17 protein-coding genes are annotated in these 18,817 nt (G+C 41.3%); all 17 read left to right on the forward strand.

Features of this window, described 5'->3' with window-relative positions; all coding sequences use genetic code 11:
- Positions 1-2 precede the first annotated feature (2 nt).
- The 17 genes from wcaM to rfbA all read left to right on the forward strand — a co-directional run bounded on the left by wcaM (position 3) and on the right by rfbA (position 18,603).
- Entirely contained in the window at positions 3-1,394 is a 1,392-nt protein-coding gene (wcaM, locus tag ACWKX3_RS02025; RefSeq protein WP_006176297.1) for a colanic acid biosynthesis protein WcaM, read from the forward strand.
- A gap of 175 nt (positions 1,395-1,569) precedes the next feature.
- Complete coding sequence (gene galF / locus ACWKX3_RS02030; RefSeq protein ID WP_454541184.1) at positions 1,570-2,463, forward strand: GalU regulator GalF; 894 nt, start codon at positions 1,570-1,572, stop codon at positions 2,461-2,463.
- Between the two features lie 316 nt (positions 2,464-2,779).
- Positions 2,780-3,175 carry an adenylyltransferase/cytidyltransferase family protein gene (locus ACWKX3_RS02035; RefSeq protein ID WP_137272376.1) on the forward strand — a complete coding sequence of 132 codons (396 nt, stop codon included), beginning with the start codon at positions 2,780-2,782 and terminating at the stop codon, positions 3,173-3,175.
- Entirely contained in the window at positions 3,172-4,332 is a 1,161-nt protein-coding gene (locus ACWKX3_RS02040) for a CDP-glycerol glycerophosphotransferase family protein (RefSeq protein WP_137272378.1), read from the forward strand. The genes ACWKX3_RS02035 and ACWKX3_RS02040 overlap by 4 nt, the downstream gene beginning before the upstream one ends.
- On the forward strand, positions 4,329-5,429 hold the full coding sequence (locus ACWKX3_RS02045; protein WP_454541185.1) for a glycosyltransferase family 4 protein: 1,101 nt from the start codon (positions 4,329-4,331) through the stop codon (positions 5,427-5,429). The genes ACWKX3_RS02040 and ACWKX3_RS02045 overlap by 4 nt, the downstream gene beginning before the upstream one ends.
- The gene (locus tag ACWKX3_RS02050; protein WP_454541186.1) at positions 5,416-6,468 is read left to right on the forward strand and encodes a glycosyltransferase family 4 protein; all 1,053 of its coding nucleotides are present in this window, start codon (positions 5,416-5,418) and stop codon (positions 6,466-6,468) included. Before ACWKX3_RS02045 ends, ACWKX3_RS02050 begins: the two co-directional genes overlap by 14 nt.
- A complete protein-coding gene (locus ACWKX3_RS02055; protein WP_454541187.1) occupies positions 6,468-7,868 on the forward strand; it encodes an oligosaccharide flippase family protein in 1,401 nt (466 codons plus the stop codon). The genes ACWKX3_RS02050 and ACWKX3_RS02055 overlap by 1 nt, the downstream gene beginning before the upstream one ends.
- A 2-nt stretch (positions 7,869-7,870) precedes the next feature.
- A complete protein-coding gene (locus ACWKX3_RS02060; protein ID WP_275544402.1) occupies positions 7,871-9,028 on the forward strand; it encodes an EpsG family protein in 1,158 nt (385 codons plus the stop codon).
- Positions 9,025-10,134, forward strand: coding sequence for a hypothetical protein (locus ACWKX3_RS02065; protein WP_454541188.1), 1,110 nt, complete (start codon positions 9,025-9,027; stop codon positions 10,132-10,134). Before ACWKX3_RS02060 ends, ACWKX3_RS02065 begins: the two co-directional genes overlap by 4 nt.
- Positions 10,135-10,159: 25 nt before the next feature.
- Positions 10,160-11,194 carry a UDP-N-acetylglucosamine 4,6-dehydratase/5-epimerase gene (gene fnlA, locus ACWKX3_RS02070; RefSeq protein WP_454541189.1) on the forward strand — a complete coding sequence of 345 codons (1,035 nt, stop codon included), beginning with the start codon at positions 10,160-10,162 and terminating at the stop codon, positions 11,192-11,194.
- A 1-nt stretch (position 11,195) separates the two neighbouring features.
- Complete coding sequence (wbjC, locus tag ACWKX3_RS02075; RefSeq protein ID WP_101737343.1) at positions 11,196-12,299, forward strand: UDP-2-acetamido-2,6-beta-L-arabino-hexul-4-ose reductase; 1,104 nt, start codon at positions 11,196-11,198, stop codon at positions 12,297-12,299.
- Positions 12,299-13,429: a non-hydrolyzing UDP-N-acetylglucosamine 2-epimerase gene (gene wecB, locus ACWKX3_RS02080; protein ID WP_101737344.1), complete on the forward strand. Its 1,131-nt coding sequence runs from the start codon at positions 12,299-12,301 to the stop codon at positions 13,427-13,429. Before wbjC ends, wecB begins: the two co-directional genes overlap by 1 nt.
- Positions 13,429-14,640 (forward strand): glycosyltransferase family 4 protein, encoded by a 1,212-nt coding sequence (locus ACWKX3_RS02085; protein WP_454541190.1) that lies wholly within the window; start codon positions 13,429-13,431, stop codon positions 14,638-14,640. Before wecB ends, ACWKX3_RS02085 begins: the two co-directional genes overlap by 1 nt.
- Positions 14,627-15,025, forward strand: a complete 399-nt coding sequence (locus tag ACWKX3_RS02090; RefSeq protein WP_101737346.1) for a WbuC family cupin fold metalloprotein — start codon at positions 14,627-14,629, stop codon at positions 15,023-15,025. The genes ACWKX3_RS02085 and ACWKX3_RS02090 overlap by 14 nt, the downstream gene beginning before the upstream one ends.
- Positions 15,026-15,138: 113 nt before the next feature.
- On the forward strand, positions 15,139-16,545 hold the full coding sequence (gndA, locus tag ACWKX3_RS02095; RefSeq protein WP_058610104.1) for an NADP-dependent phosphogluconate dehydrogenase: 1,407 nt from the start codon (positions 15,139-15,141) through the stop codon (positions 16,543-16,545).
- Between the two features lie 91 nt (positions 16,546-16,636).
- On the forward strand, positions 16,637-17,722 hold the full coding sequence (gene rfbB, locus ACWKX3_RS02100) for a dTDP-glucose 4,6-dehydratase (RefSeq protein WP_101737347.1): 1,086 nt from the start codon (positions 16,637-16,639) through the stop codon (positions 17,720-17,722).
- Positions 17,722-18,603 carry a glucose-1-phosphate thymidylyltransferase RfbA gene (rfbA, locus tag ACWKX3_RS02105; RefSeq protein ID WP_101737348.1) on the forward strand — a complete coding sequence of 294 codons (882 nt, stop codon included), beginning with the start codon at positions 17,722-17,724 and terminating at the stop codon, positions 18,601-18,603. The genes rfbB and rfbA overlap by 1 nt, the downstream gene beginning before the upstream one ends.
- Positions 18,604-18,817: the final 214 nt, after the last annotated feature.

Below are 18,817 nucleotides of genomic sequence, written 5' to 3' on the forward strand. Positions count from 1 at the left end.
GTATGCTGAAAAAGATTACCCGACGCCGCTTTGTTTCATCTTTATCGCTTCTGGCCGCTGCGCCACTGCTCTCGTCCCGACCGGCGCGGGCAGCTGGCGGGTCGACGGTCAGTATCGATCGCTACAATCATAACGACTGGATTGCGGCCTTTAAGCAGGCATTTAGCGAAGCCGATACCGTTGTGGTGCCCGCCGGGCTCACCTGCGAGAACATCAATACCGGCATTTTTATTCCGGACGGTAAAACGCTGCTCGTTCGCGGCGCGCTGAAAGGTAACGGACGCGGGCGGTTTGTGCTTCAGGAAGGTTGTAAAGTTATCGGTGAGGGAAAAGGGCGCACCCACAACATCACCCTGGACGTTCGCGGGTCCGACTGCGTGATTAAGGGCCTGGCGATGAGCGGCTTCGGGCCGGTCACGCAGATTTATATTGGCGGAAAGAAACCGCGCGTGATGCGCAATCTGCTGATTGATGGCCTCAGCGTGAGCCAGGCCAATTACGCCATTCTGCGCCAGGGGTTTCATAACCAGGTTGACGGCGCGCGGATCATCAATTGTCAATTCAGCCATTTGCAGGGTGATGCAATCGAGTGGAACGTGGCGATTAATGACCGCAATATCCTGATTTCCGACCACGTGATTGACACGATCAACTGCACCAACGGCAAGACGAACTGGGGTATCGGCATTGGCCTTGCCGGGAGCACCTATGACAATGACTACCCTGAAAAGCAAACGGTGAAGAACTTCGTTGTCGCCAATATTACGGGCAGCAACTGTCGGCAATTAGTCCACGTCGAAAACGGCAAACACTTCATTATCCGTAATGTAAAAGCCACCAATATCACACCGGATTTCAGTAAAAAGGCGGGGATTGATAATGCCACGGTAGCTATTTATGGCTGTGATAATTTCATCATTGATAATATCGATATGGTCAATAGTGCCGGAATGTTAATCGGGTACGGGGTGATCAAGGGGGATTATTTGTCGATCCCGCAGAACTTCAGGCTTAACGATATTCGCCTGGATAATCGCCAGCTTGCGTATAAACTGCGCGGAATACAGATTTCATCGGGCAATGCGACCTCCTTTGTCGCCATCACAAACCTCGACCTCAAGCGTGCTACACTTGAACTGCACAACAAGCCTCAGCATCTCTTCCTGCGCAATATCAACGTCATGCAGGAGGCGGCCACAGGCCCGGCGCTGAAGATGAATTTTGACCTGCGCAAAGATGTGCGCGGGAAGTTCATGGCCAAAGATGAGACCTTGCTCTCGCTGGCAAACATCAAGGCTGTGAATGAAAAAGGGCAGAGCTCGGTGGATATTGACCGGGTCGACCAACAAACGGTGAATACAGAACGGCTGAATTTTGCGCTGCCTCACAGATAAGCACATTTGGCAATTTTACGACTATTCCTGGTAGATAAGCGTTTACTATTCAGATTACAACTACTGTAATTTGTGGTGCGGTGGCGTAACATTCTATGAGATTTACGGCAAATCATACTGGCGAAAACAGGTTTAAAAGCTATAATTCGTCAACCATTTTAAGGTGGAAGGTATAATGATTAATTTGAAAGCAGTCATTCCGGTAGCGGGTCTGGGCATGCATATGCTGCCAGCCACAAAGGCAATTCCAAAAGAGATGCTGCCGATTGTCGACAAGCCGATGATTCAGTACATCGTCGACGAGATTGTGGCTGCAGGGATCAAAGAAATCGTCCTGGTCACGCATTCCTCCAAGAATGCCGTTGAAAACCACTTCGACACCTCCTACGAACTCGAGGCGTTGCTTGAGCAGCGCGTCAAACGCCAGCTGCTGGCCGAAGTGCAGTCTATCTGTCCTCCTGGCGTAACCATCATGAACGTGCGTCAGGCACAGCCGCTGGGTCTGGGCCACTCAATTCTGTGCGCACGCCCGGTGGTGGGTGATAATCCATTTATCGTTGTGCTGCCCGATATCATCATTGACAATGCCTCTGCCGATCCTCTGCGTTACAACCTGGCGGCGATGGTTGCACGCTTCAATGAAACGGGCCGCAGCCAGGTTCTGGCGAAACGCATGAAAGGCGATCTGTCTGAGTACTCTGTTATCCAGACAAAAGAAGCGCTGGAGACGGAAGGGCAGGTGAGCCGCATCGTCGAGTTCATTGAGAAGCCGGATCAGCCGCAGACGCTGGATTCCGACCTGATGGCAGTAGGCCGCTATGTGCTGAATGCAGATATCTGGGCCGAGCTGGAAAAAACCGAGCCGGGTGCCTGGGACCGTATCCAGCTGACCGATGCGATTGCTGAGCTGGCGAAGAAGCAGTCAGTTGATGCCATGCTGATGACGGGCGACAGCTATGACTGCGGTAAGAAAATGGGGTATATGCAGGCGTTTGTGAAGTATGGCCTGCGTAACCTGAAGGAAGGTCAGAAGTTCAGAAGCCGGATTGAGACGTTGCTGTCAAAATAAACCGCAGTGGAGCTTGGTTTAACTCTAAGTCTTTACATAACGGCAGGTTATTGTGATTGATAAACATCTCTAATCACAATATCTGCCTTTTTTTATAAAAAATTTATAAAATTCCGAAAAGAACAATTTTCGGTTAAAACATCAGTTTTATCCTTGTTTTACGAAGAGATTGCACCCAAAATAGTGGGTCAAATATACTGATGGATCTTGTTGTAACTGGATAGCTCGTAAAATGAGCTTATGAAGGTAGAATTTTTATGCAGTGCACTGGTAGCTGTTGAGCCAGGGGCGGTAGCTTACTTATTGCGAGAGAACGATGAAGAGAATCATAACATTTGGTACATTTGACGTTTTTCATGTTGGTCATGTAAATATCCTTGAGCGGGCAGCTTCTTTAGGTGATCAACTGATAGTTGGTGTTAGTTCAGATAAATTAAACTTCAGTAAAAAAGGGCGTTACCCTATCTATAATCAGGAAGATCGCTGCCGAATTATAAGCTCTCTCAGAGTGGTGAATGAGGTATTTGTTGAAGAGTCGTTGGAACTTAAAAAAGAGTATATAAAGCACTACAATGCAGATGTTCTGGTTATGGGTGATGATTGGGCTGGTCGATTTGATTGGGTGAATGATATTTGTAAAGTTATATATTTACCAAGGACGCCATCAGTATCTACTACAGAAATTATTGAAGTTGTGAAGACGCTCAGATGATAAATTTTAAAAAATCATTTAGAAAAATACTCAGTAGAACACTATCATTGCTAAATTATTTTATTCCAAAGACAAAAAATAGAATATTTTTTAAAAGCAAACCAGACTACTCCGGTAATTGTAAAGCTTTAAGCGATTATATTATAGAAAATAACCTTCCCTATCAAATCGTTTGGTCCCTAAAAAAAGCTATTAAGCAGCCAAATTTCACCAAGGTTACGACTGGAACCTTAAAAGAATATTATTATTATTTCACCAGTAAATATATAATTACGACACATAATGAAATGATAGGTCCTGTTGCCAGAAATCAACGCTACATTAGCTTGTGGCACGGGATGCCTTTTAAGAAAATTTGTTACCTCGGTGAGAATGATCATCAAGGAATGATCGATTTCTCAGCAACCAGGATTGCCACTTCAGAAGTAATGCGTTCTATAATATCAGCAAGTTTTCGTGAGAAAGCTAATAATGTTTATATTACAGGGCAACCGCGTAATGATTTTTTATTCAAACCAATTGATTTAGCAGATGTTGGTATTGAATCATGCAAGGATAAAAACATAATTATGCTTGCACCTACTTTTCGAATGAATAATGAAGATAAAAGATACTCTGATGGTGCGGAGATTACTGATAATAATTTCCTTAGAGTAAATGATTTCTCTTTAGAAGAAATAGATACTTATTTAGAAAAAACTAAAACGCATCTAATATTAAAACTTCATCCATATGAAGAAGAATATTTTCGAGGGATCGCAACATTAAGTTCTAATATTACAATCATAAGCTCTGAAGAACTTACCCAAAAAAATATCGATTTGAATCAGTTGCTTTCCTTAGTTGATATTTTAATAACAGATTATTCATCAATTTATTTAGATTATTTGATTTTAAATAAACCTCTTATTTTCCTAGTGCCAGATGTTGATGCTTATAGTTCTTCACGAGGTGGGTTTACTTTAGAGCCGTTTGATTTTTGGACTCCTGGAGATAAGGTCAACAGTCAGAAGACATTATTAGATTCTGTTGACAAAATTATCTCCGGCAAAGATGAATATATTGAGAGACGCAGCCAGGTGAATAGCATAATAAACAAATATAATGATGCTAACAGTAGCCAGAGAGTTGTTGAATTGATGAAGAGTTTGTCATGAAACTATATGTTTTCTTAGGTGATTTGAGTTCCAAAGGTGGAATAGAACGTGTTTCTGTAGCTTTAGCCAATGGATTGGCTAAATGTTATGATGTCACTATCATTAGTTTATATCGTTCTACTAAGTATTTAACATTCATTCCAAGTGATAAGGTCAACGTAATATACTTACATGATGATTTTGAAAAAAGTATGTATAATCGTAACCTGAAAGGGATTTCAGGATTGAAATTTGATTTCATGTACATGATGAGAAAACTCAAGCAACTTAAGAAGATAAATTTAAATTTAAGTAAAAATGATGTGCTTTTATCGTGTGATATTAAAATGTCACTATTGTTAGCTTTGTTTGCAAGAAAAAGTAAAATTATAGCAATTGAGCATTTTGAACACGATATCGGTAACGCAGTGTTAAGAAAAATTAGGGGGAAATTATATCCCAAGTTTTCAGCAGTGGTATCGCAAACACTTGAAGATCAAAGTAAATATTTAAAATGGCTACCACAAAATAAACATAAAATTATTCCAAATATTGTAAGCTTTGAGGCTATTGAAAGCTCCGGGAATGAAATTAAGCAAAAGATTGTGCTTGCAGTAGGGCGATTAACTTATCAAAAGGGGTTTGATCTTCTTCTCCAGGCTTGGGCTGAAGCCGACACAAATGATTGGAGCTTAAAGATCGTCGGAGATGGAGAAGAGTCTGATAATTTAAACTCACTTATTACTAAGTTAAAAATATCTAACGCGGAAATAGTGCCCTTTCAGACCAATATTCAGTATTTATATTGCTCCTCCGAAATATTCGTTCTTTCTTCTCGATTTGAAGGCCTGGGAATGGTGCTTATAGAAGCACTTACCTGTGGTTTAGCATGTATCAGCTTCGACTGTCCTGCAGGCCCCAAAACCATAATCACAAGCGATAATGGAGTGTTAGTTCCCACAGGTGACATAAAAAAATTATCGCAGTCGATCTCATTCTTAATAAACAATGAAGACGAAAGGAAAAGATTACAAAAAAAATCCGCGGCTTCTGTAGATAGATTTAAAGAAACAAACGTAATTGCTAAATGGCGAGAATTATTGAATGAAATCCAATAGGAAAGAATATGATGCAGTATTTCTTACTAATGTGCCTGCTTTCTATAAAGTCAATTTATTTAATGAAATAAGCAAGTATAAAAAAATATTAGTTATATTCGTTTCAAATGAGTCAAAAATACGCAACGATGATTTTTATTCATTCGATTTTAACTTTGAACACTTTTATTTAAATAAAGGCAATTTTGAAGAGCGAAGTAAAGTTTCAACTTTATTTAATTTGGTAAAAAAGTTACGAACGATTTCATACAAGAAAATTGTATTTTCAGGATGGGAAGTTAAAGAGGTTACCTTAGCAGCGTTCTTTAATAAGCGGAAAAAAAATGCGATAGTAATCGAAAGCAGTATAATCGAAACAAAGAAAGGTGGTTTGTCTTGGTTTCTTAAAAAATTAGCTATCGGGCGTATGTCGTTAGCATATCCTTCCGGGCACTTGCAAAAAGCGATTTTGGAAGCTTTATCCTTCAAAGGGCAGATTGTTATTACTCATGGTGTCGGTCTCTCAAATTTTAATGAAACCGAATTGCATGAAAAAAAATCTCTAAGGAATAATCCGCTTCGGTTTATCTACATTGGAAGAATTTCACCTGAAAAGAATATTGAATTCATTGTCAATATATTCAAATCCCTCCCTTATGAATTAATTCTTGTTGGAGATGGTGCTTTAAAAAAGCAGCTTGAAGATGATAGATGCAAAAACATCAGATTCTTAGGCTATATTGAAAATAAAAAGTTATCTAACGAATTACTTATAAGTGACTGCTTTGTTCTTCCTTCTTTATCTGAACCATGGGGATTAGTTGTGGAAGAAGCTTTAACATTAGGCCTTCCTGTAATAGTTAGCAATCATGTGGGTTGTCATAGCGATTTAATCAATGATAGAAATGGTATTGTTTTCGATGTAAACAATAAGCAATCCTTTATTGATGCTTTAAAGACAATGGATGAAAATTACGAACACTATGCCTGTGGCGCTAGCCAATATAATGCAAAAGAAATAGCAAAAGCACAGGTAGATGCTTATATAGGTAGCATCTAATGAGTAATAAAAACAAAACATTTAAAGATTTTTTAAATTATTTTTTAGGTGATCTTTTCGTTAAAGGGTTTATGTTCATCTCGCTACCATTGCTTTCTAGGATAATGTCCCCGGAAGATTATGGGCGGATGTCTCTTATAAATTCTGCTGTTATGATTTTATATGTTTTCATTAGTTTGAATCTTCAAAATGCAGTTATCAATGCCTATATGAAAAATGATGTTGATTTTCCTGTATATCTTGGAACCATATTATGGGGACTAACAGCGGCCCAGCTAATATTAGTAGCTATATGTATATACTTTGCTGCACCACTTGGAGTTTTACTAAGCATTAGCAAATTCGATGTTTATTGGGTTGTCACCATATGTATCTTATTAAGTTACATATATATATATACAAGTTACCTGCAAGGGGCTCGACTTAGCTCTGGTTTCGTTAAACTAAATATAGTGAGTAAAGTATCTGAAGTTTTGGTTATTTTTGTTTTTGCATGGTTCTTAACTAAAGATAAATATCTTGCAAAAGTATATGCTCAGTTGGTTGTTAGTATAATTCTATTAATTTATGTTGTGATGCAACTGAAAAAAATAGCAATTTTTAAGTTTAATATTAGATATTTTGTTTCTGCTTTAGCATTTAGTTCTCCTTTAATTATACATGTTCTTTCAAATGCGCTGCTTTCTCAAGTCGACAGATTGTTTATTGCAAAAATGTTAGGTGAAGCGCAAGCTGGTATCTATTCTTTTGCATATAATATCGGGATGTGTGTATTGGTTGTCGTTATGGCCTGGAATTCTTCATGGCAACCTAAATTATATAAATTGCTCGATGCAAATGATAATGAAAAAATAATTAAAATTATAAATAAAAGTTCGATATTAATGCTTGTAATATCTTTTTTGACTATTCTTTTTTCAAAGTATATGGTCGAAATATTGGCTGATGATCGCTATAGAGAAAGTATAACTGTAGTTCCGATCATATTAATTGGAAACTCTTTTATACATATATATCTAAGCTATGTAAACTTTACCTTTTATAAAAAGAAAACGGTACTAGTTTCAATCGGAACATTGCTTGCCGTAACAATTAACATTTCACTCAATTATCTTCTTATACCTAAGTATGGGATTCATGGCGCCGCATGGGCTACTGTGATTGCATATTTGATGCTCGCATTTTTCCATTATCTTATAGCGACAAAAATATTAAAGTCTAATCCAGTTTCATGTTTCCTGCTGTTATGGTATTCAGCGATATTGTTGGCTTCATATTTCTTTGTGATTTATCTTGATTCGTTACCTTTGTGGTTTTCCTTAGTCTCAAAGGCAATAATTTGTATTGTTATCTTCATTATAGTAATGAAGACTAGAATTCATAATGAATTGAAGGAATGATAGTGTCAATATATCATCTATTTATCTCTTTCGTATTCCTGCTCATATTTTTGGATGTTTTCATTGTTGCAGATACTAAGATACGTGTTGTTCTCAATACAATATTATTTACGCTAATCGTAGTGTTCATAGGTTTAAGGTATCAGACTGGACTTGACTGGTTATTTTATACTGATCTCTATAATGGAGAGTCTTTTTCATTAGCGATAGAACCAGGATATTATTTACTTTCCTATGTTTCATCCTTTCTGATGGGATACTGGATTTATCAAGCATTTATTACTGCTTTTCTTTTAATATGTCTACACAATTACTTCAAAGAACATACTAAAAATTATATATTTTGTATTGGGATTTTTTTCTTATATCAGTTCATATTTGTAACGGAAGCATTACGGCAGATAATCGCTTTGTCAATTATTTTAATAGCATATAAAAAACTATATCAAAAAAGGAATTTTCAATTTTATGTGCTTTCTACACTAGCTGTTATTTTTCATGTGTCTGCTATTATCGTATTCGCGATCATTCCATTTTTAAGACGTGGAAATGTGAGGGTATTAAAGATCCTGACAATAATCGGTATTCCTCTCGCTGTATTAAATATTTATCCGATCGAGTATATTATTAAATTAATTTCAGCACTACCAGCTGGCGGTTATATAGAAAAAATAAAATGGTATAGCCAAGATGATTATGCCGGGACGGTACTGACATTTTCATTGATATTTAAACTTATTACTGCGTTTTTATTTGATTATAGATTTAATTATATTAAATCTAATGAAGTTAGTATTACTAACGCAAGAATGTATCATATAATTTATACCTCTGTGTTCTTGATGTTATTTTTCGACGTTTACCTTGGCCGATTCGGCACGATCAGCACAAGGATAGATGTTTATTTCATACCATGCTTTTTAGTCGCTTTGAGTTATTTATTTAATGAATTCAAGCAAGGTATAAGTCGTTTCGCCTTCTTTTGCGTTATCATGATTTATTTCGCTGTGAATTATTTCAGCATAATGAATGGATATTATTTCGAAACTTTTTATAGTCCTTATCAAAACTACATATATGAATTTCTAAATCCAGGTAGTTATAATGACAGAGGATGGGATGTGAAATATTATTTCAGCAATAAGGAATTGTTGCAGTGAAGCTTTTGATTAATGCGAGTAATCTGTATGTTGGAGGGGGGGTGCAGGTAGCTGTTTCTGTGTTGGAAGAGCTATCTGATTCAGCAGTTGATTTTATTGCGGCTGTTTCTCCTGTAGTTTATTCACAATTAAGTAAAAATGCCTTGTTACATTGTATTTTGATAGGATCTTCACCATCAAAATTACTTAATCTCAAAGTAAGAAAAAAGCTTGATAATATAGTCACTGAAAACAATATTTCCGTAGTTTTCACAATATTTGGTCCTAGTTATTGGTCTCCCAAAAATGTTAAACATGCCGTTGGCTTTGCTCTTCCATGGTTGATTTATGATATAAAATATATTTTTAAAAAATTAGATGTAAAAGCTCAATTAAAATTCAGTATCTTGAGGTTTCTGCAACCATATTTCTTTAAGAAAAATGCTGATTTAATTTTTACCGAAACTGATGACGTTAATAAACGTGTAGCGAAGCTACTTAGCTTTGACAAAGAGAAAGTATATACTGTCTCGAATACGCTGAATGGATTGTTTACTGATTCAAGCGGTTATGATTATAGCATCTTAGATAAATTGCCTAAAAAAAATGTTAATGACATATGGCTAGTTACTATATCGCATAACTATCCACATAAGAATCTTGGCGTTATTAGTGAACTAGTAAAAATTCTGCCTTCTCATTATAAGTTTGTTTTAACAGTTTCAAGTGATTTTCTGCAAGTAGTTCCTAAAGAATTTAAAGAACGAATCATAACAATAGGTAATGTCACTATTGGTCAGTGTGCTCCATTGTATGAAGTAAGTGATGGATTATTCATGCCAACTTTATTAGAATGCTTTAGTGCATCTTATCTGGAGGCGATGTACATGAAAAAGATTATCTTCACATCTGATCTACCATTTGCTCATACAGTTTGCCAGGATGCAGCATTTTATTTTTGTCCTCATGATGTCAAAAATATAAGGGATACCCTTGTCAATGGCTTTCAAAATAAAGAAGCTCTTGCCCATAAAGTCTCTATGGGGGCCATCATTTATGAACAATTCCCTTCTGCGAAAGCAAGAGCATTACGGTATATGGATATTATAAAATCCAATTTGCTATAATTTATTTGATATTGAGGTGTTGAACATGTTTAAAGATAAAGTTTTACTTATTACTGGCGGGACCGGCTCTTTTGGTAACGCTGTGCTTAACCGTTTTCTTGAAACAGATATAAAAGAAATACGAATTTTTTCCCGCGATGAAAAAAAACAAGACGACATGCGGAAAAAATACAATAACTCAAAGTTGAAATTTTATATTGGTGATGTAAGGGATTATTCCAGTATCCTGAGTGCTGCGCGAGGCGTCGATTTTATCTATCATGCAGCTGCATTAAAACAAGTTCCTTCATGTGAATTTCATCCACTGGAAGCAGTAAAAACAAACGTACTAGGTACAGAAAATGTTCTTGAAGCAGCAATCGCCAACCAAGTTAAACGTGTCGTTTGCTTAAGCACTGATAAAGCAGTTTATCCTATCAATGCTATGGGTATTTCGAAGGCAATGATGGAAAAAGTGATGGTCGCAAAATCACGTAATGTTAATAGCGACAAAACTGTGATTTGCGGTACTCGTTACGGCAACGTGATGGCTTCCCGTGGTTCTGTCATTCCCTTGTTCGTAGATCTGATCAAAGCGGGTAAAGCGCTAACGATCACTGACCCAAATATGACTCGTTTCATGATGACGCTTGAAGATGCTGTCGATTTGGTCCTATATGCGTTTGAGCATGGCAATAATGGCGATATTTTTGTTCAAAAAGCGCCAGCCGCAACGATTGAAACATTAGCTATTGCTCTGAAAGAGCTTCTTAACGTTGAGCAACATCCTGTCAATGTCATCGGAACGCGCCATGGTGAGAAGCTTTATGAAGCGCTGCTTAGCCGTGAAGAGATGATTGCCGCCATCGACATGGGGGATTATTACCGTGTTCCACCTGACCTGCGCGATCTTAACTATGGGAAATATGTTGAACAAGGTGATAGCCGTATCTCTGTTGTAGAGGATTATAACTCGCACAATACGCAGAGACTGGATGTTGAAGGGATGAAAACACTTCTTCTGAAATTACCTTTTATTCGCGCACTGCGCGCGGGTGAACATTACGATCTGGACGCCTGACATGAAAATCCTGATTACTGGAGCTGATGGCTTTATCGGACGTAACCTGTGCTTACGCCTTCAGGAAGCAGGGTACAGTGACCTTGTAAAGATTGACCGCGATTCAAATGCGGCTGAGCTGGAAAATGGCCTGCAAGAAGCTGAATTTGTCTATCATCTCGCGGGTATCAATCGACCTAAAAACGTCGAAGAGTTTGCCGAGGGGAATAGCAATCTAACTCAACAGATAGTGGATTCTCTTTTAGCCAAGCATAAAAGTATACCCATTATGATCAGTTCTTCCATTCAGGCTGAATTGGATAATGCTTATGGTCAAAGTAAAGCTGCAGCTGAAAAACAAATTGAACGCTATGCAGCTGAAAGCGGTGCAGCATACTTTATTTATCGTTACCCGAATGTTTTTGGCAAATGGTGTAAGCCAAATTACAATTCGTTCGTGGCAACCTTCTGCCATAATATTGCCAACAACATCGATATTACTATCAATGATTCTTCCGCGCCTGTTAATCTTGTATATATTGATGATGTCTGTACTGATGCGATAAAGCTCTTGTCTGAAAAGGTTGAAAGCGGGTACAAAACTGTTGAGCCAGTATATTCGACGACAGTAGGTGAGGTGGCTGAATTACTATATCGCTTCAAAGAAAGCCGTACCACTCTTGTCACTGAGGCTGTAGGTACAGGGTTCTCCCGTGCGCTTTATTCGACGTGGTTAAGTTATCTCCCTGCCGATATGTTTGCGTACTCAGTTCCCTCCTATGGGGACGCCCGAGGGGTCTTTTGCGAGATGTTAAAAACCCCTTCAGCGGGGCAGTTTTCATTTTTCACCGCACATCCCGGCATTACACGTGGTGGTCATTATCATCACACCAAAAATGAAAAGTTTCTGGTCATTCGGGGCCAGGCATGCTTCAAGTTTGAACATGTGATTACCGGTGAGCGATATGAGCTGAATGTTTCATCAGATGATTTCAAAATCGTTGAAACAGTCCCCGGCTGGACGCATGATGTTACAAATATTGGAAATGATGAGTTGATAGTCATGCTCTGGGCAAACGAAATTTTCAATCGTGATGAGCCTGATACTATTGCGAGACCTCTGTAATGAAAAAATTAAAAATTATGTCTGTTGTTGGTACGCGCCCTGAGATTATCCGTCTGTCACGCGTTCTCGCAAAGCTTGATGAACACTGCGAACATATTCTTGTCCATACTGGTCAAAACTATGATTATGAGCTAAACGAAGTGTTCTTTAATGACCTTGGTGTACGAAAACCCGATTACTTTTTAAATGCTGCCGGGAAAAATGCTGCAGAAACTATCGGTCAGGTTATCATCAAAGTTGATGAGGTACTCGAATCCGAAAAGCCTGAAGCAATGTTGGTGCTAGGTGATACTAACTCCTGTATTTCTGCTATCCCGGCCAAGCGCCGTAAAGTGCCTATCTTCCATATGGAAGCCGGCAACCGTTGTTTCGATCAGCGAGTCCCGGAAGAGACCAATCGACGTATCGTCGACCATACCGCTGACATCAATATGACCTATAGTGATATTGCACGTGAATATCTTCTGGCTGAAGGCCTCCCCGCAGACCGAATTATCAAAACCGGTAGCCCAATGTTTGAGGTACTTACGCATTACATGCCTCAAATCGATAATTCGGATGTACTCTCGCGACTGAACCTGCGTCCGGGCGGATTTTTCGTCGTCAGCGCGCATCGTGAAGAGAATGTTGATTCTCCCAAACAGCTTGTCAAGCTTGCGACCATTCTCAATACTATTGCTGAAAAATATGATTTGCCGGTTATTGTATCCACTCATCCGCGGACACGTAACCGTATTAATGAGCAAGGGATTGAATTCCATCCAAATATTAATCTGCTGAAACCGTTAGGTTTCCATGATTACAATCATTTGCAGAAAAACTCACGCGCTGTGCTGTCTGACAGCGGTACGATCACTGAAGAATCCTCCATTATGAATTTCCCGGCGGTAAATATTCGGGAAGCACATGAGCGTCCAGAGGGCTTTGAAGAAGCCTCTGTCATGATGGTGGGTCTGGAGTGTGAACGCGTTCTACAGGCACTGGATATTCTGGCAACACAGCCTCGTGGCGAAAACCGTCTTTTACGACAAGTCAGTGACTACAGCATGCCTAATGTGTCGGATAAAGTCGTCAGAATCGTTCACTCTTATACCGATTATGTCAAGCGAGTCGTCTGGAAAGAATACTGATGAAACTTGCTTTAATCATAGATGATTACCTGCCCAATAGTACTCGAGTTGGTGCAAAAATGTTTCATGAGTTGGCTCAGGAATTTATTCGCCGTGGGCATGATGTTACGGTAATTACACCTGATACCCGTCTCCAGGAAGATGTGTCTTTTGACACCTTCCAAGGGGTCAAAACATGGCGTTTCAAAAGCGGGCCTCTCAAGGATGTGAGTAAAATTCAACGTGCCATTAATGAAACGTTTCTTTCATTTCGGGCCTGGAACTCCATTAAAGGCCAGATAAAAAAAGAAACTTTCGATGGGGTCGTTTATTACTCACCCTCCATTTTCTGGGGGCACTTAGTTAAGAAAATTAAATTCCGTTGCCAGTGTCCGGCTTACCTGATTTTGAGAGATATGTTTCCGCAATGGGTGATAGACGCTGGAATGTTAAAAGCCGGTTCTCTCATCGAACGTTATTTCCGTCTTTTCGAAAGAATGTCTTATCGTCAGGCAAACCGTATCGGGCTGATGTCAGATAAGAATCTTGACGTCTTTCGGATGACCAATAAAGGTTATCCTTGTGAGGTTTTGCGTAACTGGGCTTCTCTCACGCCGACGGTACTACCCCAGGGTTATATACCATTGCGTCAGCGTCTTGGCCTTGAAGATAAAGTTATTTTCTTCTATGGAGGGAATATCGGTCATGCGCAGGATATGGGGAATCTGATGCGTCTTGCCCGAAAAATGGCTGAGCATCCCCAGGCTCACTTTTTATTTGTCGGGCAGGGAGATGAGGTTGAATTAATCAATTCTTTGGCTGCCGAGTGGGCTTTGCCTAACTTCACGTATATGGCCTCTGTCAATCAGGATGAATTCAAATTTATCCTGTCGGAAATGGATGTTGGCCTTTTTTCGCTTTCTGCCAGACACTCATCTCACAATTTTCCTGGGAAATTGTTAGGATATATGGTTCAGTCCTTACCTATATTAGGCAGTGTGAATGCTGGTAATGATTTGCTTGATGTCGTTAATCAAAATAATGCCGGATTAATTCATATAAATGGTGAGGATGATAAACTTCATGAGTCCGCACTGCTAATGCTTAAAGATGTTGCCGCGCGTCGCCAATTCGGCTTAGGTGCGAATGTATTGTTGAAAGAAAAATTCTCAGTCGAGTCTGCGGCACAGACTATCGAAATGAGGTTAGAGGCATGTAATGCGACTAATTGATACTCATCAGCTTGAAGCCTTATACGAACAAGCCGAGCATTCTGCACGCTTGCGCGCTCACCTTCTAATGCATAATTCGCACCAGGATAAAGTGCAGAGGTTGCTCATTGCTCTGGTTAAGGGCAGTTATGTCGACCCGCATTTCCACGAACTCCCTCATCAATGGGAGATGTTCATCGTTATGCAAGGGCAAGTGCAGGTTTGCTTGTATGGCAAAGATGGCGGAATCATTAATCAATTTGTCGCAGGAGAGAATACCGCAATAAACGTAGTCGAGTTTTCTCCGGGTGATATACACAGTGTCGAATGTCTCTCTCCGAGAGCACTAATGATGGAAGTGAAAGAGGGGCCTTTTGATCCTTCCTTTGCCAAGGCGTTCATCTAACGCCCCTCTGAATCGCATCTTCCGCTATCTACTCAGGCTCATCCTGAGTTAACATCTAAGCCACATTTCAAGCCGCGCATAGTCGCGGCGACCACACCTGACAGGAGTATGTAATGTCCAAGCAACAGATCGGCGTTGTCGGTATGGCAGTGATGGGGCGCAACCTGGCGCTCAACATCGAAAGCCGTGGTTATACCGTCTCCGTTTTCAACCGCTCCCGTGAAAAAACCGAAGAAGTGATTGCCGAGAACCCAGGCAAGAAACTGGTTCCTTTCTATACGGTTAAAGAGTTTGTTGAGTCTCTCGAAACGCCACGTCGTATCCTGTTAATGGTAAAAGCGGGCGCGGGTACCGATGCTGCAATCGACTCCCTGAAGCCTTATCTGGATAAAGGCGACATCATCATTGATGGCGGTAACACCTTCTTCCAGGACACCATTCGTCGTAACCGTGAATTGTCAGCTGAAGGCTTCAACTTCATCGGTACCGGTGTGTCCGGTGGTGAAGAGGGTGCCCTGAAAGGCCCATCTATCATGCCGGGTGGCCAGAAAGAAGCGTATGAGCTGGTTGCTCCAATTCTGACCAAAATTGCAGCTGTCGCCGAAGATGGTGAGCCATGCGTGACCTATATCGGTGCTGACGGTGCGGGCCACTATGTGAAGATGGTTCACAACGGCATCGAATATGGCGACATGCAGCTTATTGCTGAAGCGTACTCCTTGTTGAAAGGCGGCCTGAACCTCTCCAATGAAGAGCTGGCTGAGACCTTTACCGAGTGGAATAAAGGCGAGCTGAACAGCTACCTGATCGACATCACCAAAGATATCTTCACTAAGAAAGATGAAGAAGGTAAATACCTGGTCGATGTGATTCTGGATGAAGCTGCTAACAAAGGTACCGGTAAGTGGACCAGCCAGAGCTCGCTGGATCTGGGCGAGCCGCTGTCCCTGATCACCGAGTCCGTCTTCGCGCGTTACATCTCTTCTCTGAAAGAGCAGCGCGTTGCAGCATCTAAAGTGCTGTCTGGCCCGCAGGCGAAACCCGCCGGTGATAAAGCCGAGTTCGTTGAGAAAGTTCGTCGTGCGTTGTATCTCGGTAAAATCGTCTCTTATGCACAAGGCTTCTCGCAGCTGCGCGCCGCTTCAGACGAAAATAACTGGGATCTGAACTACGGCGAAATCGCGAAGATCTTCCGCGCTGGCTGCATCATTCGCGCCCAGTTCCTGCAGAAAATCACCGATGCCTATTCTGAAAATGCGGGTATCGCAAACCTACTGTTGGCGCCGTACTTCAAGAAAATTGCCGACGAATACCAGCAGGCGCTGCGTGACGTGGTTGCTTATGCCGTGCAGAACGGCATTCCGGTACCTACCTTCTCTGCTGCTGTCGCATATTACGATAGCTATCGTGCAGCCGTACTGCCTGCGAACCTGATTCAGGCGCAGCGCGACTATTTCGGCGCGCACACCTATAAGCGCACTGATAAAGAAGGTGTGTTCCACACCGAATGGCTGGATTAATCTGAATCTTCCATTCCATCAAGCCCGGTAGCGATACCGGGCTTTTTTATCTTGTACACTCCACTCAACTCACTTTAACGGAATAGATTGCGTGAAAATTCTTGTTACTGGCGGTGCCGGTTTTATTGGTTCTGCGGTTATACGACATATTATTGGCAATACACAGGATAGCGTTGTTAACGTTGATAAATTGACCTATGCCGGAAATCTCGAATCATTGAGTGAAGTGAGCACCAGCGAGCGCTATTTTTTTGAACACGCAGATATCTGCGATAAAGCCACAATAGAGCGCATTTTTGCGACCCACCAACCGGATGCAGTAATGCATCTTGCTGCAGAAAGCCATGTTGATCGTTCAATTACTGGCCCCGCAGCGTTTATTGAAACCAATATTGTTGGCACCTATGTTCTGCTGGAGACGTGCCGTGCGTACTGGTCTTCGATGGATGAGATGTCTAAATCCGTGTTTCGTTTCCACCATATTTCAACAGATGAAGTTTATGGTGATTTGCCTCATCCAGACGAATCAGAAGGGGGAAGAGCGTTACCGCTCTTCACGGAGGAAACGGCCTACGCACCAAGCAGTCCTTATTCCGCGTCAAAAGCATCGAGTGATCATTTAGTTCGTGCCTGGATACGTACGTATGGGTTGCCGGGAATCGTGACCAACTGTTCGAATAACTACGGGCCTTACCACTTTCCTGAAAAACTTATTCCGCTTGTCATCTTAAATGCGCTGGAAAATAAGCCACTGCCAATTTACGGTAAAGGTGATCAGATTCGTGACTGGCTCTATGTTGAAGATCATGCCCGCGCGCTTTATACCGTCTTAACGACAGGGCAGGTCGGGGAAACCTATAATATTGGTGGGTTTAACGAGAAAAAGAACATTGAAGTTGTTCACTCCATCTGCGATCTGCTTGATGAGATTGTACCCAAAGCCGGTTCCTATCGTGAACAAATCACCTATGTAGCCGACCGCCCAGGACATGACCGCCGCTATGCAATAGATTCCCGTAAGATCAGTAGCCAATTAGGATGGAAACCGCTAGAGACCTTCGAGAGTGGAATACGTAAAACTGTCGAGTGGTATTTGAACAATGCGGAGTGGGTCTCTCATGTTAAAAGTGGTGCCTATAAAAGTTGGATTGAGCAGAATTATGGGGAGCGTAATTAATGACCAAGCGTAAGGGTATTATACTGGCGGGGGGGTCGGGAACACGCCTTTACCCCGTAACGATGGCTGTTAGCAAGCAACTGCTGCCGATTTACGATAAGCCCATGATCTATTATCCGCTCTCTACGCTAATGCTAGCAGGGATAAGAGATATCCTGATCATTAGCACACCGCAGGACACGCCTCGTTTTGAACAGTTGCTTGGTGATGGTAGCCAGTGGGGGCTGCGCCTGCAATATAAAGTGCAACCAAGCCCTGATGGCCTGGCGCAGGCCTTTATTCTGGGGGAAGAATTTATCGGTGAGGACAACTGTGCCCTTGTGCTTGGGGATAACATTTTCTACGGACACGATTTGCCGAGGCTGCTCGAAAGCGCAGCCTGCCAGGAAGATGGGGCGACGGTTTTCGCTTACCATGTGAGCGATCCTGAACGCTACGGCGTTGTTGAGTTTGACAAAGAGGGGACCGCGATTGGACTTGAAGAGAAACCAAAGCAGCCCAAGAGCAACTATGCTATTACCGGTCTCTATTTTTACGATAACGATGTGATCGCGATGGCGAAAAGTTTGCGCCCATCTGAACGCGGAGAATTGGAAATCACCGATATAAATCGCCTCTATATGGAGCAGGGCCGATTGTCCGTGGCGATGATGAGACGCGGTTATGCATGGCTGGATACCGGAACGCACCAGAGTATGATTGAGGCGAGTAATTTCATTGCCACGATTGAAGAACGCCAGGGGTTAAAAGTTTCCTGCCCTGAAGAGATTGCATACCGCAGAAACTTTATTGATGCAGAGCAGCTTAGAAAACTGGCTGAGCCACTGAACAAGACGGGTTACGGTCAATATTTGTTAAATCTAACCAAGGGATTAGTCTGATTTGATCCTCGACAGTACGGGTTCTTTTCGTTTCACTTTTTTTATGAAACGCATGTTAAGGGCCCGTTTTGTCGTGTATCGGGGGTCGATCCACCATTCTGTTACCTTGATTCGACCCAGGACACCTCTTCGCCCCTTCAGGCATTCACCTTGACACTCCATCCGTATTAGCGATAAAAAATCCCCAGCTCTCATTTTGGTGACTCTGAAAGAG

This window comes from Enterobacter sp. UPMP2052, from assembly GCF_053709675.1.

What these genes read in the sequence shown, in the direction of transcription:
- ACWKX3_RS02050 (WP_454541186.1), top strand. Translation starts at nt 5,416, where the DNA reads ATGAAATCCAATAGGAAAGAATATGATGCAGTATTTCTTACTAATGTG.
- wcaM (WP_006176297.1), top strand. Translation starts at nt 3, where the DNA reads ATGCTGAAAAAGATTACCCGACGCCGCTTTGTTTCATCTTTATCGCTT.
- ACWKX3_RS02045 (WP_454541185.1), top strand. Translation starts at nt 4,329, where the DNA reads ATGAAACTATATGTTTTCTTAGGTGATTTGAGTTCCAAAGGTGGAATA.
- fnlA (WP_454541189.1), top strand. Translation starts at nt 10,160, where the DNA reads ATGTTTAAAGATAAAGTTTTACTTATTACTGGCGGGACCGGCTCTTTT.
- galF (WP_454541184.1), top strand. Translation starts at nt 1,570, where the DNA reads ATGATTAATTTGAAAGCAGTCATTCCGGTAGCGGGTCTGGGCATGCAT.
- wecB (WP_101737344.1), top strand. Translation starts at nt 12,299, where the DNA reads ATGAAAAAATTAAAAATTATGTCTGTTGTTGGTACGCGCCCTGAGATT.
- ACWKX3_RS02085 (WP_454541190.1), top strand. Translation starts at nt 13,429, where the DNA reads ATGAAACTTGCTTTAATCATAGATGATTACCTGCCCAATAGTACTCGA.
- ACWKX3_RS02035 (WP_137272376.1), top strand. Translation starts at nt 2,780, where the DNA reads ATGAAGAGAATCATAACATTTGGTACATTTGACGTTTTTCATGTTGGT.
- ACWKX3_RS02040 (WP_137272378.1), top strand. Translation starts at nt 3,172, where the DNA reads ATGATAAATTTTAAAAAATCATTTAGAAAAATACTCAGTAGAACACTA.
- ACWKX3_RS02055 (WP_454541187.1), top strand. Translation starts at nt 6,468, where the DNA reads ATGAGTAATAAAAACAAAACATTTAAAGATTTTTTAAATTATTTTTTA.
- ACWKX3_RS02090 (WP_101737346.1), top strand. Translation starts at nt 14,627, where the DNA reads ATGCGACTAATTGATACTCATCAGCTTGAAGCCTTATACGAACAAGCC.
- rfbA (WP_101737348.1), top strand. Translation starts at nt 17,722, where the DNA reads ATGACCAAGCGTAAGGGTATTATACTGGCGGGGGGGTCGGGAACACGC.
- gndA (WP_058610104.1), top strand. Translation starts at nt 15,139, where the DNA reads ATGTCCAAGCAACAGATCGGCGTTGTCGGTATGGCAGTGATGGGGCGC.
- wbjC (WP_101737343.1), top strand. Translation starts at nt 11,196, where the DNA reads ATGAAAATCCTGATTACTGGAGCTGATGGCTTTATCGGACGTAACCTG.